The 21,527-nt window shown below is 63.1% G+C and carries 19 protein-coding genes; 9 read left to right on the top strand and 10 right to left on the bottom strand.

Annotation, left to right across the window (positions count from 1 at the left end; translation table 11 throughout):
• Nucleotides 1–26 precede the first annotated feature (26 nt).
• From ubiB to ACLRDN_RS20480, 7 genes are all read right to left on the bottom strand, one after another.
• Complete coding sequence (gene ubiB / locus ACLRDN_RS20450; protein ID WP_413457772.1) at nucleotides 27–1,601, bottom strand: ubiquinone biosynthesis regulatory protein kinase UbiB; 1,575 nt, start codon at nucleotides 1,599–1,601, stop codon at nucleotides 27–29.
• Nucleotides 1,602–2,216 carry an SCP2 domain-containing protein gene (locus ACLRDN_RS20455; protein ID WP_286866859.1) on the bottom strand — a complete coding sequence of 205 codons (615 nt, stop codon included), beginning with the start codon at nucleotides 2,214–2,216 and terminating at the stop codon, nucleotides 1,602–1,604.
• A gap of 179 nt (nucleotides 2,217–2,395) precedes the next feature.
• Nucleotides 2,396–3,370 carry a Tim44 domain-containing protein gene (locus ACLRDN_RS20460; protein ID WP_413457773.1) on the bottom strand — a complete coding sequence of 325 codons (975 nt, stop codon included), beginning with the start codon at nucleotides 3,368–3,370 and terminating at the stop codon, nucleotides 2,396–2,398.
• Between the two features lie 128 nt (nucleotides 3,371–3,498).
• Nucleotides 3,499–4,233, bottom strand: coding sequence for a bifunctional demethylmenaquinone methyltransferase/2-methoxy-6-polyprenyl-1,4-benzoquinol methylase UbiE (gene ubiE / locus ACLRDN_RS20465; protein WP_413457774.1), 735 nt, complete (start codon nucleotides 4,231–4,233; stop codon nucleotides 3,499–3,501).
• 81 nt (nucleotides 4,234–4,314) lie between these two features.
• Nucleotides 4,315–4,737, bottom strand: coding sequence for a gamma-butyrobetaine hydroxylase-like domain-containing protein (locus ACLRDN_RS20470; protein WP_413457775.1), 423 nt, complete (start codon nucleotides 4,735–4,737; stop codon nucleotides 4,315–4,317).
• Between the two features lie 77 nt (nucleotides 4,738–4,814).
• On the bottom strand, nucleotides 4,815–5,267 hold the full coding sequence (locus ACLRDN_RS20475) for an HIT family protein (protein WP_286866854.1): 453 nt from the start codon (nucleotides 5,265–5,267) through the stop codon (nucleotides 4,815–4,817).
• Between the two features lie 3 nt (nucleotides 5,268–5,270).
• Nucleotides 5,271–9,272: an FAD-binding and (Fe-S)-binding domain-containing protein gene (locus tag ACLRDN_RS20480; protein ID WP_209584678.1), complete on the bottom strand. Its 4,002-nt coding sequence runs from the start codon at nucleotides 9,270–9,272 to the stop codon at nucleotides 5,271–5,273.
• 385 nt (nucleotides 9,273–9,657) lie between these two features.
• On the opposite strand from ACLRDN_RS20480, the gene ACLRDN_RS20485 reads away from it, so the two are divergent.
• Nucleotides 9,658–9,795 (top strand): hypothetical protein, encoded by a 138-nt coding sequence (locus tag ACLRDN_RS20485; protein ID WP_167386309.1) that lies wholly within the window; start codon nucleotides 9,658–9,660, stop codon nucleotides 9,793–9,795.
• Nucleotides 9,796–9,863: 68 nt separating this feature from the next.
• Here the strand turns inward: ACLRDN_RS20485 and ACLRDN_RS20490 are convergent, their stop codons facing one another.
• On the bottom strand, nucleotides 9,864–10,355 hold the full coding sequence (locus tag ACLRDN_RS20490) for a YqaA family protein (RefSeq protein ID WP_088756130.1): 492 nt from the start codon (nucleotides 10,353–10,355) through the stop codon (nucleotides 9,864–9,866).
• A 337-nt stretch (nucleotides 10,356–10,692) separates the two neighbouring features.
• Between ACLRDN_RS20490 and ilvA the strand changes: the two genes are divergently transcribed.
• The 6 genes from ilvA (at nucleotide 10,693) to rapZ (ending at nucleotide 16,785) form a co-directional block, all read left to right on the top strand.
• On the top strand, nucleotides 10,693–12,228 hold the full coding sequence (ilvA, locus tag ACLRDN_RS20495) for a threonine ammonia-lyase, biosynthetic (RefSeq protein WP_413457776.1): 1,536 nt from the start codon (nucleotides 10,693–10,695) through the stop codon (nucleotides 12,226–12,228).
• Nucleotides 12,229–12,312: 84 nt separating this feature from the next.
• Nucleotides 12,313–13,188 (top strand): NADPH-dependent 7-cyano-7-deazaguanine reductase QueF, encoded by an 876-nt coding sequence (gene queF / locus ACLRDN_RS20500; protein ID WP_413457777.1) that lies wholly within the window; start codon nucleotides 12,313–12,315, stop codon nucleotides 13,186–13,188.
• A gap of 285 nt (nucleotides 13,189–13,473) precedes the next feature.
• Nucleotides 13,474–14,097: a hypothetical protein gene (locus ACLRDN_RS20505; protein ID WP_413457778.1), complete on the top strand. Its 624-nt coding sequence runs from the start codon at nucleotides 13,474–13,476 to the stop codon at nucleotides 14,095–14,097.
• 241 nt (nucleotides 14,098–14,338) lie between these two features.
• The gene (locus tag ACLRDN_RS20510) at nucleotides 14,339–14,812 is read left to right on the top strand and encodes a PTS sugar transporter subunit IIA (protein ID WP_034330862.1); all 474 of its coding nucleotides are present in this window, start codon (nucleotides 14,339–14,341) and stop codon (nucleotides 14,810–14,812) included.
• A 72-nt stretch (nucleotides 14,813–14,884) separates the two neighbouring features.
• Nucleotides 14,885–15,823, top strand: coding sequence for an HPr(Ser) kinase/phosphatase (gene hprK, locus ACLRDN_RS20515; RefSeq protein WP_034330851.1), 939 nt, complete (start codon nucleotides 14,885–14,887; stop codon nucleotides 15,821–15,823).
• 98 nt (nucleotides 15,824–15,921) lie between these two features.
• On the top strand, nucleotides 15,922–16,785 hold the full coding sequence (gene rapZ, locus ACLRDN_RS20520) for an RNase adapter RapZ (RefSeq protein ID WP_413457779.1): 864 nt from the start codon (nucleotides 15,922–15,924) through the stop codon (nucleotides 16,783–16,785).
• Nucleotides 16,786–16,863: 78 nt separating this feature from the next.
• Here the strand turns inward: rapZ and mutY are convergent, their stop codons facing one another.
• On the bottom strand, nucleotides 16,864–18,006 hold the full coding sequence (gene mutY, locus ACLRDN_RS20525) for an A/G-specific adenine glycosylase (RefSeq protein WP_413457780.1): 1,143 nt from the start codon (nucleotides 18,004–18,006) through the stop codon (nucleotides 16,864–16,866).
• Complete coding sequence (mutM, locus tag ACLRDN_RS20530; protein WP_413457781.1) at nucleotides 18,003–18,824, bottom strand: bifunctional DNA-formamidopyrimidine glycosylase/DNA-(apurinic or apyrimidinic site) lyase; 822 nt, start codon at nucleotides 18,822–18,824, stop codon at nucleotides 18,003–18,005. Before mutM ends, mutY begins: the two co-directional genes overlap by 4 nt.
• Before the next feature lie 221 nt (nucleotides 18,825–19,045).
• On the opposite strand from mutM, the gene ACLRDN_RS20535 reads away from it, so the two are divergent.
• On the top strand, nucleotides 19,046–20,848 hold the full coding sequence (locus tag ACLRDN_RS20535; RefSeq protein ID WP_413457782.1) for a tetratricopeptide repeat protein: 1,803 nt from the start codon (nucleotides 19,046–19,048) through the stop codon (nucleotides 20,846–20,848).
• On the top strand, nucleotides 20,845–21,468 hold the full coding sequence (gene lolB / locus ACLRDN_RS20540) for a lipoprotein insertase outer membrane protein LolB (protein ID WP_413457783.1): 624 nt from the start codon (nucleotides 20,845–20,847) through the stop codon (nucleotides 21,466–21,468). The genes ACLRDN_RS20535 and lolB overlap by 4 nt, the downstream gene beginning before the upstream one ends.
• Nucleotides 21,469–21,527: the final 59 nt, after the last annotated feature.

Raw genomic sequence — 21,527 nt, forward strand, 5'->3', positions numbered from 1 at the left:
TCCCTGAATCATCCAAATCATTTACATCAATAGAACTTCAGGAAGTGCATCAGCACCTGGATCACGATGATGCCGCCGATGAGCCCGCCTCCGAAATAGACGATCACGCCCAGCAGCATGTTGGTGCGCCGCTGCTCGGCCAGCAGCTTGCGGATCAGCTCGGTGTTCTGCGGCTGGCTCTCGCCTTCGGTGTAGCGCGTCAGCGCTTGATGCGCCAGGCGCGGCAGTTCCGGCAGCAGGCGGCTGTAGCGCGGCACTTCCACCTTCAGCTGTTCGACGAAACCGCGCCAGCCGATCTGCTCGCTCATCCAGCGTTCGAGATAGGGCTTGGCGGTCTTCCACAGGTCCAGGTCCGGATCGAGCTGACGGCCCAGGCCCTCGACATTGAGCAGGGTCTTCTGCAGCAGCACCAGTTGCGGCTGCACTTCCACGTTGAACCGGCGCGAGGTCTGGAACAGGCGCAGCAGCACCTGGCCGAAGGAGATGTCCTTCAGCGGACGGTCGAAGATCGGTTCGCAGCAGGCCCGCACGGCCGCTTCGAGTTCATCGACCCGGGTTTCCTTGGGCGCCCATCCGGATTCGATGTGGGCCTCGGCCACGCGCTTGTAGTCGCGGCGGAAGAAGGCCAGGAAATTCTGCGACAGGTAATCCTTGTCGTAATCATTGAGCGTGCCGACGATGCCGAAGTCCAGCGCGATGTAGCGGCCGAAGGTTTCCGGGGCCACCGACACCAGGATGTTGCCGGGGTGCATGTCGGCGTGGAAGAAGCCATCGCGAAACACCTGGGTGAAGAAAATCTCCACGCCATCGCGCGAGAGCTTGGACAGGTCGACCCCTTCGGCGCGCAGGCGCTCGGTCTGCGAGATCGGGATGCCATACATCCGCTCCATCACGATGACCGAGGATGAACAATAATCCCAATACATCTCCGGCACCATCAGCAGCGTGGACTCGGCGAAGTTGCGGCGCAGCTGGCTGGCATTGGCCGCTTCACGCATGAGGTCCAGCTCGTCGTGCAGGTATTTGTCGAACTCGCCCACGACTTCCTTGGCCTTCAAGCGGCGGCCATCGGCCCACAGCCGTTCCAGCCAGTCGGCGGCCACGTGCATCAGGCCGATGTCGTGATCGATGATGTCGCGCATGCCGGGACGCAGCACCTTGACGGCCACTTCCTTGCCATCCTTCAGGGTGGCGAAGTGGACCTGCGCAATCGAGGCCGAGGCCACCGGGGTGCGCTCGAAGCTGGCGAAGAGCTGGTCCGGATGCGCGCCCAAGGACTTCTCGATCTGCTTGACCGCCAGCTCGGAATCGAAGGGCGGCACGCGGTCCTGCAGCAGCGTCAGTTCATTGGCGATATCGGGCGGCATCAGGTCGCGCCGGGTCGAGAGCACCTGGCCGAACTTGATGAAGATGGGACCGAGATCCTCCAATGCGCGGCGCAGGCGCTCACCGCGCGGCGCCGTCAGGTCGCGCCAGAAGAAGATGCGGTTGATGATGCGGGCGATGCGCGGCGGCGCGAATTCGGAGGCGATGATTTCATCCAGGCCGTAGAGAATGGCGACACGGATGATCTTGAGCAGACGCATGGAACGCAGCAGCATTTAACGACGCTCCAGTTTCTCGATGCGCTTGGACAGGCGCTCCAGGTCATCGCGCAGGCGCACGACGTCGGCGGAAAAATCCTGCAACTGGCGGGGGCGGATCAGCATCGGTTGTTCTTCCAGGAAATACTCGGCAAGGTTTTCGGTCAGCTTGCGCTGGGTGGTGCGGGCGGCTTCAAACAGGCCACGCGCGCCGGAGACGATGCGGGTCGCAGCAACGTCGCCGACCACGCGGGAGAGGTCATCCTCGGCATCCCAGCGCAGCTTCTGGCTCAGTTGCGAAATGGCATTGGCGAAATCGGCATCGCCCTCCAGCTTGACGTAAGAGACGGCGCGCTCGCGGTTGGCGGCGATCAGCGGCAGGTCGGACAGCTTCAGGCGGATCGTGACATTGGCCAGCGCATCGGCCGGCACCTCCTGCAGGTAGCCATCGCCGGTCACCTTCAGGCGCAATTGCATGACGCCGGTATCGATGCAGGCGACCTTGCCGGCGTGGGCCATGAGGGTGTCGCGCGCCCACGGTTCCTGGGCCAGCAGGTGGTTGATCACCGCAGCGGCAGGTTTCATCGGATCGAGGCCGGAGACAAGAGTGGACGGATCGGGCAGCACGGACATGGATTCCAGAATCGGGGTGGATCGGAGGACTACAGGTTGAGTACGCCGGAGCAGAAAGAATTCCCTCCGCCAAAACAAAACCGCCCGCAAAAGCCGGGCGGTTTCAAGTGTACCAGCTTGGCGCACTGGCAAGGTTCAGGCACTGCGGCTGGCTTGATCCAGCGCGCCTTGCGCTTGCATCAGACTTGCTGGATCCCGGCCAGCACCCAACCGCCGCTGCCGTTGAGCGGCTTGGAGAGATTCCAGATCTCGGCGAAGGGTTCAGCCGAGGCATCCGGCGCTTCCTTGATCAGACCCTGGAAGCGCACCGTGGCCAGGTAATCGAAGGCCATGGTCTCGATGCCCAGCAGTTGCGCGTCGAGCTGCACGACATCGGTGGCATTGGGGGCTGCGCCCCGTTCGGTGAGCTGCATGCGCAGTTCGGCGAACATCTCGGGCGTGGTGAATTCACGGATGTCGTTGACATCGGCGCGATCCCACGCCGCCTGCAGGCGGATGAAATAGGTCTTGGCATTGCGCACGAATCCGGCCGTATCAAAGCCTTCGGGGATGCCCCATTGCTGGATCTGCGCCGGCTGGGCAGTGCCGCCATAGCCATTGCCTTGCAGGGCGGCAGGCGGCGCGTGCGGGACCGCCGGCGGCGGATTAATGTCGCGCAGGCCGGAACCGATCTCCGGTGTGGCACCGGCAGCGCTGCCGATGGGGCTCACGCCCGGCATCGGTGTGGCATAGGCCGGGTTGTTGTTCTGCGCTTCACGGCCACGGGCAAACAGGCGGATCAGGAAGATCACCGCCGCGCACAGCAACGCGATGGTCAGCAGCGAACCCAGCATGCCGCCGAGCGCGCCACCGATCCCGAAGTGCGACATCAGCGCACCGAGGCCAAAGCCCAGCAGGGCTCCGCCCAGCACATTGCGCCAGGGGCTGGCGGGCTTGGGCATGGGGGCGCTTTGCGGCGTGGCGGCCGGTGCGGCAGGACGTGCAGGCTGGCTATAGGACGGCGAAGACGGCGCAGAGGGGGCCGCCTGGCGCGAGTAATTGGAGGATTGCTTGCCGAAGGAACCACCGCCACCCAGGCGCTTGGCCTCGGCGGGCGACATGATGAGGGAGAGCGAAGTGATCGCCAGCAGCAGTGCGAGGAATATTTTTTTCATGGGCTTGCCTCTTGTGGATGATGACGACGTGGCGAGCGGGCCGAGGGAAAAGCAAGCCGCCACATCGGAGCCATCATTGTCGCCGGGCAGAATTAAGCCAGCCTTAATGCTGGCGCGGCCAGCATTAATCACATCTTAATGCCCGTATGCAGTGCAGCCACACCGGCGGTCAGGTTGAAATACTGCACGCGATCCAGGCCGGCGTGTTCCATCATCTGCTTCAGGGTTTCCTGGTCGGGGTGCATGCGGATCGATTCGGCCAGGTAGCGATAGCTGTCGGCATCGTTGGCCACCTTCTTGCCCAGCCACGGCAGGACCGAGAAGGAATAGACGTCATAGGGTTTCTTGAGCGGCTCCCAAACCTTGGAGAATTCCAGCACCAGCAGCTTGCCACCGGGTTTCAGCACGCGGCGCATCTCGGCCAGGGCGGCATCCTTGTGGGTCATGTTGCGCAGGCCGAAGGCCACCGAGACGCGGTCGAAATAATTGTTCGGGAAGGGCAGCTTCTCGGCATCGCACAGCATGGTCGGGGTGACGATGCCCTTGTTGAGCAGACGGTCGCGGCCCACGCGCAGCATGGATTCGTTGATGTCGGTGAGCCAGACTTCGCCGCTCGGACCTGCCTGCTTGGCGAAGACCTTGGAGAGGTCACCGGTACCGCCGGCGATGTCGAGCACCTTGAAGCCCGGACGCACGCCGGCCTGGGCGATGGTGAAGGCTTTCCAGATGCGATGCAGGCCCGCCGACATGAAGTCGTTCATCACGTCGTACTTGGCAGCGACAGAGTGGAACACTTCCGCGACCTTGCGGACCTTTTCTTCTTCTTTGACGGTTTCGTAACCGAAGTGGGTGGTGTTGGTCATGGCTGGGCCTGTAACGATGAAGACGACATTATAAGAGACGGGCCAGCGCAGAGCTTGCCCTGGATCAGCAGGAGGCGCTCCTCAGTGCGAATGGCCGCAGCCATGGCCGCCTGCCGCCTCGAGCTGGTGATCGCGCCCGCTTTCACGGGTGAAGCCGGCCGCTTCCAGTTTCTGCAGGTAGGCTTCCCACAGGGCAGCCTGGTCACGGCCGAGCTGGTAGAGGTAATCCCAGGTGAAGATGCCGCTCGCGTGGCCGTCCGAGAACAGCGGTTTGACGCCATAGTTGCCGACCGGTTCGATGCCGTGGATCTCCACGTCGCGCTTGCCGGTCTGCAGCACTTCCTGCCCCGGTCCGTGGCCACGCACTTCGGCCGAGGGGGAAAGGACACGCATCAATTCAAAGGGCAGGGAAAACATCACGCCGTCATCGAACTCGACTTCGACCACGCGCGAGAGCTTGCGCACCTTGAAGGACACCGGAACCGGAGAAGACGGGGCGCTCATGGGCTCTCCCTTGTTGAAATTGGTGAGTAGAAACATTGCGCTCGGCGGCGTCACCGCACGCCGGGCTGCTGCCGGCATCAGGCCGTCAGGCCTGCCGCATCGAGATGCCGGCGCACTGCCTCGCGCAACTGCGGCAGCAGTGCACGGCGTGCGGCCAGCGAGGCCTCATCGGCCGCACGGCGCGGCTCGGCCCAGACCGGGCTGGGGAAATGGCGATCATCGGTGAAGCGCGGGATCACATGCCAATGCACGTGCGGGGTCATGTTGCCCAGCGTGGCCAGGTTGACCTTCTCGGGCTGCATCACCTCGCGCTGGGCGGCCTCGACCGCCCACACCGCATTGGCCAGCAGCGTGCGCTGGGCCGGGGCGAGGTCGGTCATTTCCTTCACGTGCGCATGGCAGATCACCCGGCAGAAGCCCGGATAATCGGCCTCATCGACCAGTACCACGCGAAACGCCGGATGCTGCCACAGCACCTCGCCACCATCGCCGGCGCACAGCTCGCAAGCGGGAACCACGGAGGCACTCATGGCTTACACCAGGATACGTTCGATGCCGCCATTGTTGGCGCGCTCGACGTATTCCGGCATCCAGTTTTCGCCCAGCAGGTGACGCGCCATTTCCACCACGATGTAGTCGGCGGTGGTGCCGGCATCCTCGTTGTAGCGCGACAGGCCCTGGAAGCAGGACGGGCAGGAGGTCAGGATCTTGACGTCGCCGGTGAAGCCATCGGCGCGGACCTTGTCGCTGCCCTTCTTCATTTCCTCTTCCTTGCGGAAGCGGACCTGGGTCGAAACATCCGGACGCGACACACCGAAGGTGCCCGACTCGCCGCAGCAGCGATCGTTCTTCTCGATCTTCTGCGCGTCCACCGTGGTGATGAGCGAGTTGACGGTCTTCAGCGGGTCCTGCTGCTTCATGGGGCTGTGGCAGGGGTCGTGGTACATGTAGCGGGTACCGGTCACGCCTTCGAGCTTGACGCCCTTCTCCAGCAGGTATTCGTGGATGTCGATGATGCGGCAGCCAGGGAAGATCTTCTCGAATTCATACCCCTGCAGCTGGTCGTAGCAGGTACCGCAGGACACCACGACGGTCTTGATGTCGAGGTAGTTCAGCGTATTGGCCATGCGATGGAACAGCACGCGGTTGTCGGTGATGATCTTCTCGCCCTTTTCGAAGTCGCCGGTCCCGCGTTGCGGATAACCGCAGCACAGGTAGCCCGGCGGCAGCACCGTCTGCACGCCCACGTTCCACAGCATCGCTTGCGTGGCCAGGCCGACCTGCGAGAACAGGCGCTCCGAGCCGCAGCCCGGGAAGTAGAACACCGCTTCCGTATCGGCCGTGGTGGTCTTGGGGTTGCGGATGATGGGGACGATCTTGTCGTCCTCGATATCGAGCAGCGCGCGGGCGGTCTTCTTGGGCAGGTTGCCCGGCATCTTCTTGTTGATGAAGTGGATCACCTGCTCCTTGACCGGCGGCTTGCCGACGGTGGCGGGCGGTTTCTGGGTCTGCTTCTTGGCAAACTTCTTCATCAGGTCGTTGCCCAGGCGCTGCGCCTTGAAGCCCCACTGCGTCATCACCTTGCGGGTGGCGTTGATGGTGGCCGGGTCGGTGGCGTTCAGGAAGAACATGGCCGCATTGGTACCGGCATTGAAGGACTTCTTGCCCATCTTGCGCAGCAGGTTGCGCATGTTCATCGAGACATCGCCGAAGTCGATATCGACCGGGCAAGGCGTGACGCACTTGTGGCACACCGTGCAGTGGTCGGCCACGTCTTCGAACTCTTCCCAATGCTTGATGGAGACGCCGCGGCGGGTCTGCTCTTCATAGAGGAAGGCTTCCACCAGCAGCGAGGTCGCCAGGATCTTGTTGCGCGGCGAGTACAGCAGGTTGGCGCGCGGCACGTGGGTCGAGCAGACCGGCTTGCACTTGCCGCAGCGCAGGCAGTCCTTGACGCTGCTGGCAATGGCACCGATGTCGCTCTGCTGCATGATCAGCGACTCGTGGCCCATCAGACCAAACGACGGCGTGTAGGCGTTGGACAGGTCGGCTTCCATGCCGGGCAGGTTCAGGAGCTTGCCCTTGTTGAAGCGGCCTTCCGGGTCCACGCGCTTCTTGTATTCGCGGAATTCGCCGATTTCGTCTTCGGTCAGGAATTCCAGCTTGGTGATGCCGATGCCGTGCTCGCCCGAGATCACGCCATTGAGCGAACGGGCCAGCTTCATGATGCGGGCCACGGCAACGTGGGCATCCTGCAGCATCTCGTAATGGTCGGAATTGACCGGGATGTTGGTGTGCACGTTGCCGTCACCCGCGTGCATGTGCAGCGCCACGAAGACGCGGCCGCGCAGCACGCGCTTGTGGATGGCCTGGCATTCTTCCAGGATCAGCTTGAAGGCCGCGCCCGAGAAGATCTGGCGCAATTGCGCCCGCACTTCCTGCTTCCAGGAGATGCGCACAGTGCGGTCCTGTACCACGTGGAAGACGGCGGCTTCGGGCTGGTCGATCAGGCGCTGCTCGAACACCGGCAGCATCTTTTCCAGGCCCAGCGCGGCCAGTTCGCCCTTGGCTTCACCCAGCGGCTTGTCCAGGTTGGCCAGCAGGTAGGACCAGCGTGCGTGGGTCTGCTCCAGCAAGCTCTCGGCCTGGTGGACGCGGTCTTCCAGCATTTCGGCCGCGGGGATGTCGTCACCCTCGGCGTCGTCGCTCTTGCCCAGCGGCAGGTTGCCCTTGACGAAGAAGCTGTCCAGTTCGGCCAGCAGTTGCAGCTTGTTCTTGATCGACAGCTCGATGTTGATGCGCTCGATGCCGTCGGTGTATTCGCCCATGCGGTTCAGCGGGATCACCACGTCTTCGTTGATCTTGAAGGCGTTGGTGTGCTTGGCGATGGCCGCCGTGCGCGAACGGTCCAGCCAGAATTTCTTGCGCGCTTCCGGGCTCACGGCCACGAAGCCTTCACCCACGCGGTTGTTGGCCATGCGGATGACTTCCGAAGCGGCAGCGGCGACGGCATTCTCGTCGTCACCGACGATGTCGCCGATCAACACCATCTTGGGCAGCACGCCGCGCTTGGACTTGGTGGCATAGCCGACCGCGCGCAGGTAGCGCTCGTCCAGGTGTTCCAGGCCGGCCAGGATGGCGCCGCCCTTTTTGGTTTCAGCGTCGAGGTAATCCTTGATTTCGACGATCGAGGGAATCGCATCGCGCGCCTGGCCGAAGAATTCCAGGCAGACCGTGCGGGTCTGCTTGGGCATCTTGTGCAGGATCCAGCGGGCCGAGGTGATCAGGCCGTCGCAACCTTCCTTCTGCACGCCGGGCAGGCCCGAGAGGAATTTGTCGGTGACGTCCTTGCCCAGGCCTTCCTTGCGGAATTTCTTGCCGGAGATTTCCAGGATCTCGGTCTTGAAGACTTCGGTCTTCTGGCCCTTTTCGCCGGGATGCGACCATTCCAGCTTGAAGCGTGCCACTTCGACGTCGTGAATCTTGCCCAGGTTGTGGTCCAGGCGGGTCACTTCCAGCCAGTCCCCCTGGGGATCAACCATGCGCCAGCTGGCCAGGTTGTCCAGCGCGGTGCCCCACAGCACGGCCTTCTTGCCGCCGGCGTTCATGGCGACGTTGCCGCCGATGCAGGAGGCTTCGGCCGAGGTCGGGTCCACCGCGAAGACGAAGCCGGCCTTCTCAGCCGCATCCGAGACGCGCTTGGTGACCACGCCGGCCCCCGAGTAGATGGTGGCGTAGGGCTTGTCCAGGCCAGGCAGGATTTCCATCTCGACTGCGCCCAGCTGTTCCAGCTTTTCGGTGTTGATGACGGCCGACATGGGCGTGAGCGGAATGGCGCCGCCGGTGTAGCCGGTGCCGCCGCCGCGCGGGATGATGGTCAGGCCGAGTTCGATACAGGCCTTGACCAGGCCGGCCATCTCGTCTTCGCTGTCCGGAGTCAGCACCACGAAGGGGTACTCGACGCGCCAGTCGGTGGCGTCGGTCACGTGGGAGACGCGCGAGAGGCCATCGAACTTGATGTTGTCCTTGGCGGTATAGCGGCCCAGCACCTTGGTGGCGCGCTTGCGCAAGTCATAGGTCTGGCGGAATTCTTCGGCGAAGTCACCGATGGCCTTGCGGGCGGCCTTCAGCAAGGCTTCCACGCTGGCGCTGCGGCGCTGGGCCTCGGCGTCGCCGGATTCGGCCAGGTCGGTGGCCAGGCGGCGCTTGTCGACCTCGCTCAGGCGATGGTTCAGGGCCTCGATCAGGGCGGCGCGGCGCTTGGGGTTGTCCAGCAGGTCGTCCTGCAGGTAGGGATTGCGGCGGACCACCCAGATATCGCCCAACACTTCATACAGCATGCGCGCCGAACGGCCGGTCTGGCGCTTGCCGCGCAGCTCGTCGAGCAGGGACCAGGAAGCTTCGCCCAACAACCGGATCACGATCTCGCGATCGGAGAAGGAAGTGTAGTTGTACGGGATTTCGCGCAAGCGCGGGGTCGCGGCGCCATGCGGCGCGTCTGTAAGCAAAGCCTGGATCTGTGCGGGGGCGTTCATCGATGTATGAGGTAAATCTGCTGCCGGAGGTGCATTTTAGCCTATTGGCAAAACTCGCGATGGCCCGACCCGGGTTTTGGGCGCGCTTGCATGAGCTTTGAGAGACCTTGTGCGGCGGATCGGCGACGTTTGCCGCCAGGGGCGTGGCAATAGCCTCAGCCAATTGGATTCATATTGACAATCAATTTCAATAAATCGATTATCAAAATCTATAATCCATCTCAATGACTCAGCCCTCAGGGACATGCCCTGACCCATCCCGCCAAGGAGGCCCCATGTTGCAAACCCTGATGACCGAATTCCTGGAAAACCTGGCCATTACCCTGGCCGACTATGCCCAATGCAAGGCCTGACCGGGCCGCGACGACGCCTCAAGGAGATCACCATGCACACCGCCATCCTCAACGAAGACACCGGCCTGGCCATGAAGCTCAAGACCCGCCACTTCGCCGTGCTGGGCGTGACGGCCACTTTCCTGGCCATCCGCCTGCTGGAGAACCTGGTGCCGACTTTGGCAGGATAATTCCAACTTTCCCCCAGAAATGCCAACGGCGCCCTTGCGGCGCCGTTTTCCTTCATCTTTCCAAAAATTTACGCCAGCCAGTTGCCCAGCTTGTGCCAGAAGCCATCCGGCACGTTCAGCAGCAGCCAGGTCATGAGCACGTAGCGGATGAACTTGCCGATGGCCATATAGAACACCGAAGGCCAGAACGGCAGCCGCAGCCAGCCGGCCAGGGTGCAGATGGGATCGCCGATGCCGGGCAGCCAGGCCAGCAGCATGGTCTTGGCGCCGAAACGCTCCAGCCAGTGGAACCAGCGCGAGGAACGCTCCTTGGCAAAAGCCTGCTTGGCCCCATAGCCCATCCAGTAATCAACGATACCGCCCAGGGTGTTGCCGAAAGTGGCCACCAGGATCACCGGCCAGAACATCTCGGGACTGGCCTTGATGACGGCAAAGACCGCCGGTTCCGAGCCCAGCGGCAGCAGCGTGGCCGAAATGAAGCTGATCAGGAACACCGAGGTCAGGCCGACGGTAGGAATGGCGAGGATATTGAGCAGCCAGAGGACGGCGGATTCGATCATGCAGGAGGCAGGTAGGGGGAATCGGCTGGCCGCAGCCAGGAAGAAAACTTGCCACCCGTCAAGCCGGTGCGGTGGCGCAGCGTGCATTCTAGCTGGTGCCGCCGGGCCTGAATTCAAGAAGTGAAGAAAGATTCATCTCTGGCATCAGGCACGCCAAGCTTGCCGTCGCCTTGGCCGGCTCCCTTATAATGTCCAGTTCCCCTGGCCCGGACCGGTGACCTGCCAGCCCTGTCCAGGAGGAAATCCCAAGCGGCTTACCCAGCCTTGATTCCTTTTACCCTGATTGCGATATGACCGCGCCTGAACCCGCTGCTGCTCGCCTGACTTCACTTCATTGATGACCAACATGAGTAACGATTATCTGAAAAAGATCCTGACCGCCCGCGTCTACGACGTCGCCCAAGAAACCCCGCTGGAACTGGCGAATACGCTGTCGCAAAGGATTGATAATCGAATTTACTTCAAGCGTGAAGACATGCAGAGCGTGTTCAGCTTCAAGCTGCGCGGCGCCTACAACAAGATGGCCCACCTGACGCCGGCGCAACTGAAGCGCGGCGTCATCTGCGCCTCGGCCGGCAACCACGCCCAGGGCGTGGCCCTCTCCGCAGCCCGCCTGGGCTGCCGCGCCGTGATCGTCATGCCCACCACCACCCCGCAGGTGAAGATCGACGCCGTCAAGGCGCGCGGCGGTGAAGTGGTGCTCTTCGGCGACTCCTTCACCGATGCCTACGAACACGCCTTGACGCTGGAAAAGAAGCAGAAGCTGACCTTCGTCCACCCCTTCGACGATCCCTACGTGATCGCCGGCCAGGGCACGGTGGGCATGGAAATCCTGCGCCAGCATCCGGAGCCGATCCACGCCATCTTCGTGGCCATCGGCGGTGGCGGCCTGATCGCGGGCGTGGCCTCTTACGTCAAGGCGGTGCGCCCGGACATCAAGATCATCGGCGTGCAGACCACCGACTCCGACGCCATGGCGCGCAGCCTCAAAGCCGGCCGCCGCGTGGCCCTGCCGGACGTGGGCCTGTTCTCGGACGGCACGGCGGTCAAGCTGGTAGGTGAAGAAACCTTCCGCATCGCCAAGGAGCTGGTCGATGAAATCATCATCGTCGACACCGATGCCGTCTGCACCGCCATCAAGGACATCTTCCAGGACACCCGCAGCATCGTCGAACCCGCCGGCGCACTGGCCGTGGCCGGCGCCAAGGCTTACGTGGAGCGTGCAAAAGCCAGCAAGAAGCCGATCAAGGGCGAGTCCCTGATCACCATCGCCTGCGGTGCCAACATGAACTTTGACCGCCTGCGCTTCGTGGCCGAAATGGCCGACAACGGCGAGGCGCGTGAAGCGGTCTTCGCCGTCACCATTCCGGAAGAACGCGGCAGCTTCCGCCGCTTCTGCGAAACGGTCGGCCCGCGCAACGTCACCGAATTCAACTACCGCATCAGCGATGCCAAGGCGGCGCATGTGTTCGTCGGCATCCAGGTGTCGGCCGCTGATGAAGCGGGCAAGATCGCGCGCAATTTCGAGAAGGCAGGCTTTGGCGTGCTCGACCTGACCCACGATGAACTGGCCAAGGTCCACATCCGTCACCTGGTGGGCGGCAAGAGTGAACTGGCGGGCGATGAACTGCTGTATCGCTTCGAATTCCCGGAACGTCCGGGCGCGTTGATGAAGTTCCTCTCCAGCATGAACCCGGGCTGGAACATCAGCCTGTTCCACTACCGCAACCAGGGCGGCGATGTCGGCCGCATCCTGATCGGCCTGCAGGTGCCAAAGAAGGAAATGAAGGAATTCCGCGTCTTCCTGGCCCAGCTGGGCTATCGCCATTGGGACGAAACCAAAAACCCGCTGTACAAGCTCTTCCTCGGCTGATCAACGCCGACGCCGCGCGCCAATTCACCGACGCGCGGCGGCAACATCACAGAACGTCACCCGCAGCACCGCAGGAGTATTCACATGGACCACACCAACCCGTCCGCATCCACCATCAGCCATTCGCCGGAAAGCTCGCCCCTGGGCAAGAGCTCGGAATATCCCACCCATTACGATCCGAGCCTGCTGTTCCCGATTCCGCGCGCGCCCAAGCGCGCCGAATTGCAGATCAGCGGCACCCTGCCCTTCTTCGGCGTGGACCTGTGGACGGCCTATGAAATCTCCTGGCTGAACCTGCGCGGCAAACCCCAGATCGCCATCGCCACCTTCATGGTGCCGGCCGATTCGCCCAACATCATCGAATCGAAGTCCTTCAAGCTGTACCTGAACTCCTTCAACCAGGAGCGTCTGGAAAGCGCCGACCAGTTGATCGACAAGATGCGCACCGACCTGTCGGCGGCCGCCGGTGCCAGCGTGCAGGTGACGCTGACCGAATCCTCGCAGTTCGGGCAGATGCAGTTTGGTGAACTCTCCGGCCTGCTGCTGGACCGGCTCGATGTGGAAATCGAAGCGGCCACCGGCGCGGCCCATCCCGATGGCAGCCTGCTGCGTGCCAATACGGAGGAAGCCACGGTGGAAGAAACCCTGGTGTCGCACCTGCTCAAGTCCAACTGCCCGGTGACCAGCCAGCCCGACTGGGGCAGCGTGCAGATCCAGTACGTGGGTGCGCCCATCGACCAGGAGCGGCTGCTGAAGTACATCATCGGTTTCCGCGAACACAATGAATTCCACGAGCAATGCGTGGAACGCATCTTCACCGACATCCTGCGCCATTGCAAACCGCAGAAGCTGGCCGTCTATGCCCGCTACACGCGGCGCGGCGGGCTGGACATCAATCCCTGGCGCAGCAATTTCTCCAGCGCCAAGCCCCCTTCGCAACTGCGCAACGCCCGCCAGTAACACCTCCCTCCGCTGCGGCGCCCTGCCGCAGCGTGTCAGCAAATTGTTACCAGATCTTGCAATCGGTCAGCTTGTCGCCCCGGGTGTACAGTGATCACGATTGTGATTTGGTAACATCTTGTTTTTCAGCAATACCCTCATTACGGGATATTTTTTACCCTCGTCCCTGTCCACTCCTTGCAGATGAGCTTGCAGGCGACTCGCCTTTCGGGCCACCGGCCTCTTGATCCTGTGATTTTCCCGCTTCCTGTTGTCGCGCTTTTTGCATTTCCGTTCAAAACAACCATGAAAACCACCCTCCAGCCCCGGCGCCAGGCCGCCTTCTTCACTTTTGCCCCAATGCTGCGCAATGCGGCACTGGCGGCACTAGCGGCCGCCGCCACCCTGGCCATCGCCCCGGCCGCGCATGCCGAAGACAACCAGTACAGCCTCTGGCAGCAAACCCGCGACCACGCCGCCAACATCTGGAACCAGGGCGATGGCGCCATCTATTTGTCCGGCGTGGCGCATCATGGCCGCAGCACCTACACCCGCGACAAGCTCAACGAGCTCAACGAACATGCCTGGGGCCTGGGCTACGGCAAGACCCTGCGCAATGAGCAGGGCAATGATGAATCCCTGTACGGCTTCGTCATCAAGGATTCGCACCGCCATCCGCAATACATGGCCGGCTATGCCTATGAATGGGTGTTCCCGATCGCCCATACCGGGCTGGAACTGGGCGTAGGCGGCACCGCCATGCTCATGAGCCGCCAGGATTACTTCCACAGCGTGCCCTTCCCGGTCCCGCTGCCGCTGGCCTCCATCGGCACGCAGAAGGCCAAGATCATGTTCGCCTACGTGCCGCGCCTGTCCTCCAACAAGAACAACGGCGACGTGCTGCTGATCTTCGGCCGCATCGAGATGTAAGACGCAAGTCGCAAGATGCGCAGGGTGCGGCCTGCGCACATCATCGCCAACCATCACGGCATCCTGTCCCTTCAGGCAACATGTTGCCAACGATCATCTGAATTAAGACAACAACTCGCAACAATTCGGGGTTTTCTGCCCGAAATCCCCTCCTGTTCAGCGCTTTCAAAGCATTCCGCCATCGACAAAGAAGCCTATAATCCTGCTCAAAGCTTCAGTCCGTAGCAATTCCATGAGCGTCATGACTAATCTCGCAAAAATCCTGTCTCCAGAAAACGTGGTTCTGGATCTGGAAGTGTCCAGCAAAAAAAGAGCTTTCGAACAAGCCGGCCTGACCTTCGAAAACAACAGCGGCATCGCGCGCTCCACCGTTTCCGAAAACCTGTTCGCACGAGAGCGCCTGGGTTCGACCGGACTGGGGCACGGCGTGGCGGTGCCGCACGGCCGCATCAAGGGCCTGAAGGCGCCGCTGGCGCTGTTCATGCGCCTGGCCGCACCGATTCCCTTCGAGTCGCCTGACGGCCAGCCGGTCAAGCTGCTGGTGTTCCTGCTCATTCCCGACAACGTGACGCAGCAGCATCTGGAAATCCTCTCGGAAATCGCCGAGATGTTTTCCGATGATGCCTTCCGCAATGAACTCACCGTCGAGTCCGACCCTGCCGTGGTCCATGCCCGCATCGTGACCTGGCAGACGTCGATGGAAAAAGCCGGCTGAGGCCGGCACAATCAGGCTGCACCAAGCCGGCGGCAAGGCCGCACCCTATCCTGTGAGCAGATCCGGATCTCCATGCCCAATTATTCCGCGTTGTCGATTCAGCAGCTGTACGAAGAAAACCGTGAATCCCTGCAACTGGGCTGGTTCGCCGGCTTCCCCGGCGGCGAGCGCCTGATCTCGGGCGATGCCGTCTCGGCCTCCGACCAGGTCGGCCACCTCAACCTGATCCACCCCGGCCGCCTGCAGGTCTTCGGCCATCAGGAAATCGAGTACTACAACCGCCTCTCCAACACCTCGCGCGCCTACCAGACCGCCGAGCTGGTGGCCGGCGAGCCGCCGGCCTTCATCATCGCGCAGGGCCTGTCGACCCCGCCCGATATCCTGGCGGTGTGCGACGAAAAGAACATCCCGCTGTTTTCCACGCCGCTGCCGGCCGCGCAGGTGATCGACTATCTGCGCGTGTATCTGTCCAAGAAGCTGGCCCAGCAGATCACCATGCATGGCGTGTTCATGGACGTGCTGGGCGTGGGCGTGCTCATCACCGGCGAATCGGGACTGGGCAAGAGCGAACTGGGGCTGGAACTGATCTCGCGCAGCCACGGCCTGGTGGCCGATGATGCGGTGGAGTTCGCGCGCATCGCGCCCAACATGATCGAGGGCCGCTGCCCGCCGCTGTTGGCCAACCTGCTGGAAGTGCGCGGCCTGGGCTTGCTCGACATCAAGGCCATCTTTGGCGAGACCGCCGTACGCCGCAAGATGCGCCTGAAACTCATCGTGCACCTGGTCCGCCGCAGCACGCTGGAAGAGAATTACGAACGCCTGCCGCTGGATGCGCAATACGAAGAAGTGCTGGGCCTGCCGATCCGCAAGGTGGTCATTCCCGTGGCGGCCGGCCGCAACATCGCGGTGCTGCTGGAAGCTGCCGTGCGCAACACCATCCTGCAATTGCGCGGCATCGATACCCTCAAGGAATTCATCGAGCGCCAGCGGCGCGCCATGAACGGCGAATAAGCCGGACGTCATTTTCCCGCTTGCCGGGAAAACTTTCGGTGGCACATTGGCCTACCCGTGCCGCCACGCAGGCGCGGGCGATGCGTTATGATTCCGCCATGCGAATCGTTCTGATCACCGGCATATCCGGCTCCGGCAAATCGGTAGCACTTCACGTGCTGGAAGACGCCGGCTATTTCTGCGTCGACAATCTCCCGCCCGCCCTGCTGTGCGACCTGGTGCAGACCCGCATCAAGGAAGGTGCCAGCATGCTGGCCGTGGCCACCGATGCGCGCAGTGCCGATTCACTGGCCACGCTGCGCACCGACATCGCGCAGTTGCGCGATGACGGCCATGACGTCAAGGTGTTCTTCCTGACCGCCTCCGACGAAACCCTCATCACCCGCTTCTCCGAGACGCGCCGCAGCCATCCGCTGTCGCACCGCCTGCTGCCGGGCCGCAATCCCAATGACCGCCTGACCCTGACCGAATGCATCGCGCTGGAAAAAGAAATGCTGGGCGACCTGCAGGACATCGCGCTGGTGATGGATACCTCGCAGCTCAGTTCCAACAAGCTGCGCCGCTGGATCAAGGACCTGGTGGACCTGCAACGCTCGCCGCTGACCCTGCTCATCGAATCCTTCGGCTTCAAGCACGGGCTGCCGCTGGATGCCGACCTGGTGTTCGATGTCCGCATGCTGCCCAATCCGCATTACGACGCCGAGCTGCGTCCGCTGACCGGGCGCGATGCGCCGGTGATCGAATTCCTGGTGGCCTATCCGGAAGTGGCCGACATGTACAACGACATCCGCAGCTTCGTCGAAAAGTGGCTGCCCTCCTTCAAGAACGACAACCGCAGCTACCTCACGGTGGCCATCGGCTGCACCGGTGGCCAGCACCGGTCGGTCTATCTGGCTGAGCAACTGGCCAGTCATTTCCGCGCCACTGAACAGGTGGTGTGCAGGCATCGCCAGTTGAACTGACAGGTGCGCGCTCCCGAAGTGTCAGGAGCGCGGGCTTGAAGTGTCAGGTGCAAGAACCTGAACTGTCAGGTGAACTGTTCAGGCGGTGGCCAGCAAATCGTCTGTCCGCAACACCCCCAGCAGGAGTTTCTTGACCGGCGCCGGCAAGGGCGCATCGGCCAGCTTGCGCGCCGGATACCACACCAGTGCGCGCTCGGCGATGTGGTGGGTACGGCTTTTGAGGGCTACCTGGAATGGCGCCACATGCAGCTTGAAGTGCGTGAAGACGTGCGAGAACGGCTGCAGCTTGCGGCAACCGTCCAGTTCGCCATAGGGCGCCACCAGCGTGCGCACGGCGGTGTCGAAGTGTTCGGCATTGCCTGCGCCGATTTCCGGCAGCGACAGCAGGCCGCCCCAGATGCCGCTGTCGGGGCGCTGCTCCAGCAGCACATCTTCGCCCTGGGTGATGACCAGCATCACCGTTTCCTTTTCCGGTACGGCCTTCTTCGGTTTGCTCACCGGCAGTTCGGCCACGCGGTCCTCGGCCAGCGCCACGCAGCGTCCTGCCAGCGGGCAGCGCGTGCAGGCAGGCTTGCCGCGCACGCAGAGCGTTGCGCCCAAGTCCATCAGGCCTTGGGTGTAGGACTCGATATCCTCTTCGGGCAGCAAGGCCACCGCACGCAGCCAGAGCTGGTCTTCGACCGGTTTGGCACCGGGATAGCCATCCACCCCGAACACCCGCGCAAAGACGCGCTTGACGTTGCCATCCAGGATGGCCGCGCGGCGTCCATAGGAAAAGGCGGCGATGGCCGCAGCGGTCGAACGCCCGATGCCGGGCAGGTCAGCCAGCAGTTCCGGATCGTCCGGGAAGCGGCCACCATATTCGGCCACGACGCGCTGCGCACACTTGTGCAGGTTGCGCGCACGGGTGTAGTAGCCCAGGCCGCTCCAGAGCGCCATCACATCCTCGGAGGGTGCGGCGGCCAGCGCGAAGACGTCCGGGCAGCGTTCCAGAAAACGCTGGTAATACGGAATCACGGCCGCTACCTGCGTCTGCTGCAGCATGATCTCGGAGAGCCACACGCGATAGGCATCGCGCGTGTTCTGCCAGGGCAGCTTGTGGCGGCCGTGCTGCTTCTGCCAGGCGATGACCTGCGCCGAAAAGGAGGGATCTTCATACTGCGCGCCCGCATCCTCACCGGGTGCCGCCTTCCTGCGGCGGGATTCGACGATGCCCTTCATTTCTGGCAGCTCACGCAGTAGAAGGTGGAGCGCTGGCCCTGCTTGATCTGGCGAATCGGCGCCGCGCAGATGCGGCAAGGTTCGCCGGTGCGGTTGTAGACGAAATAGCTCTGCTGGAAGTAACCCGATTGCCCGTTGACCGCAATGAAGTCGCGCAAGGTGCTGCCGCCCTGCTCGATGGCGGCGGCCAGCGTCTCGCGGATGGCCTGGGCCAGGCGCTCATAGCGCGCCAGGCTGATCTTGTAGGCCGGGGTCTTGGGATTGATGCGGGCCTTGAACAGGCTTTCGGAGGCATAGATGTTGCCCACCCCGACCACGATGTCGCCGGCCAGCAGCACCTGCTTGATGGGCGCGCTGCGGCCGCGCGTCTGGTTGAACAGCTCGCGGGCGCTGAACTTGTCTTCCAGCGGCTCCAGCCCCAGGCTGCGCAGCAGCAGGTGTTCCTCGATGTGGCCGTCGGCCAGGTCATGCCAGAGGATGGCCCCGAAGCGGCGCGGGTCGGTCATGCGCATGACCTGGCCGCCGACTTCGAGGTCGAAGTGGTCGTGCTTCTGTGGCGCGATGCCCGGCGGCAGGATGCGCAGGTGGCCGGACATGCCCAGGTGCACGATGAGCGTGCCATGGTCGAAATGGATCAGCAGGTACTTGCCGCGCCGCCCGGTGCTGCGGATCACGCGCCCGGCCAGGAGCGCATGCAAGCCCTCGGGGAAAGGCCAGCGCAGGCCGGTATGACGCAGCACGACGCCGCTGACGGTGCGCCCTTCCAAATGGGGCGCGACCCCGCGGCGGGTGACTTCGACTTCTGGTAATTCAGGCATGGGCTTGCGTTCGGGGAGATCAAGGCTAGCCGGGGGCTAGCGGGAAGCTGCATATGATAATGCACTTGCCGAAATCAAGACCTGAAGCCGCGTGTGCAACCTCGGGACAGAAGCTTGTCAAAGATGGATTACACTGCGCTATCTGCACTATCAGCGCCGTCAGCAACGCCACGGTTGTTGCGCGTAAAATCGACACTCTCTCGAATCGTCAGGATGACATCTTGAAAAAAACCATCGCCCTCCTCACCAGTTCCCTGCTGCTGACTGCCTGCGCAAGCTTCCAGCAGCCCGGCGACAAGGAGAACACGCAGGCGGCCACTGACCAGAAGACGGCTTCCTCGAAGCCGGCCAATCGCAAGAAGACGCCCAAGGCCAAGGTCCAGCAGCAGGAAGATACGCTGCCGGCCATGGAGCTGAGCGAGGACATCCTTTACAAAGTGCTGACAGCCGAGATCGCCTTCCAGCGCGGTCAATGGCAATCGGCCTACGTGACCATGCTGGCTGCGGCCCAGCAGACGCGCGACCCGCGCCTGGCCAAGCGGGCCGCCGAGATGGCGGTGGCCGCGCGCCAGGCCGGCGAAGCGCTGGTGGCGGTGCGCCTGTGGACCGAGCTGGCACCGCATTCGGATGAAGCCCTGCAGAATTACCTGGGCCTGATCATGCTCTCGGACAGCGTGGACGAGATCGAACCGCTGCTCACCCAGCGCCTGGCCGATGCCGCCCCGCAGGCGCGCGGACCGATGCTGCTGCAAATTCAGCGTCTGCTGGCACGGGCCAAGGACAAGCAGGCCAGCTACACCATCCTGCAAAACATCAGCAAGCCCTACGGCAACCTGATGGAAACCCACCTGGCCCTGGCCCAGGGTGCCTTCAGCATGGGCGACGGCGCCACCGCCCAGCGCGAAGCCGCCGCTGCCATGAAGATCAAGCCCGATTCGGAACTGGCCGTACTCACCGCCGCCCAGGTCGCCTCCAACAACAAGGATGCGACCAGGCTGGTGACGGACTTCCTGCGCAAGTATCCGGATGCGCGCGAGGTGCGCGTGGCCTATGCCCGCAGCCTGGTCGAGGCGAAGGATTTCAAGCTGGCGCGCACCCAGTTCGAGACCCTGCTGAAGGAAGACGGCGAAGATGCCACCACCCTCTTCGCCCTGGGCGTGCTCTCGGCCCAGACCGACCAGTTGAAGGATGCCGAATACTATCTGCAGCGCTACCTGCAAGTGCTCTCGGCCCAGCCTGAAGAAGACCGCGATCCCAGCCAGGCCCTGCTGCTGCTCTCGCGCATCGCCGAGGAGCGCCGCGACCTGGATTCGGCCCTGCGCTACCTGGACCAGGCAGAACCCGGCACCGAAGGCTATCTGAACATCCAGGTACGCCGCGCCCAATTGCTGGCCCGCAAGAACGACGTCGAAGGCGCGCGCAAAGCGCTGGAAGATGCGCAAGCCGAATCGACCAACGATGGCGAACAGCTGCAATTGCTGGTGGCCGAGTCGGGCCTGCTGCGCGATGCCAACCGCAACCAGGAAGCGGCCGACGTGCTCAAGGGTGGCCTGCAGCGCTTCCCCAACAATACCGACCTGCTCTACGACTATTCGATGGTCCTGGAAAAACTGGGCCAGTTCGACGAGATGGAAAAGTCGCTGCGCCGGGTGATGCAGCTGGCGCCGGGCAACCAGCACGCCTACAACGCGCTGGGCTATTCGCTGGCCGATCGCAACATCCGCCTGCCGGAAGCGCTGGAACTGATCCAGAAAGCGGCCGACCTGGCGCCGGAAGATCCCTTCATCGCCGACAGCCTGGGCTGGGTGCTGTTCCGCATGGGCCGCGCCGAACAGGCCGAAACCCAGATGCGCCGCGCCTATGGCCTGCGCCCGGATGTGGAGATCGGCGTGCACCTGGGCGAAGTGCTGTGGACCAATGGCAAGCAGGACGAAGCCCGCAAGGTCTGGCGCGAAGTCAGCCTCAAGGAACCCAATAACGAAGTCCTGAAAAGCACGCTGTCGCGTCTCAATGTGAAGTTATGAGCAAAACACGCGCTTTCCCGGTGGCCGCTGCCCTCTGCCTGGCGGCTCTGCTCGGCGGTTGCGCCACGGTGTCGCAGGATGCCGTGGCACCGGACACCACTGCTCCGGCTTACCAGTCCAGCATCGAGATCGATGGCCGCATCTCGGTGCAGTACGAGCAGGATGACCGTCCGCAATCCCTGCACGGCAGCTTCTTCTGGAAGCAGACCGCGCAGGAGCTGAACCTGGAGATGTTCTCGCCCTTGGGCCAGACGGTGGCCACCATCAACGTCAAGCCCGGCATCGCCACGCTGGTGCAGTCAGGCCGCGCACCGCAGGTAGCGGCCGATGTGGATGCCCTGGCCGCGCAATCGTTGGGCTGGCCGCTGCCGGTCTCGGGCATGCGCCAGTGGCTGCAGGGCAGCGGCATCGATGCCAGCGGCAAACCCTTCGTGGCCAGGGCCGGCGAGAACGATGCCAGCTTCACCACCCGCGATGGCTGGCGCGTCACCTATGCCAACTGGGAGAGCGATGCCGCCAGCGGCCAGGCGCGCCCCAAGCGCATCGACCTCACCCGCAGCACCACGCAGGCCGGCAAGGTGGCGATCCGCATCGCCATCGATGGCTGGAAGAGGCCTTGATGGAATGCCTGATGGCTGAACCTGCACCGCGTTTGATCCACAACTGAAGAATTCGCACT

The organism is Herbaspirillum huttiense (assembly GCF_047300815.1).
Taxonomy (GTDB): domain Bacteria; phylum Pseudomonadota; class Gammaproteobacteria; order Burkholderiales; family Burkholderiaceae_D; genus Herbaspirillum; species Herbaspirillum huttiense_A.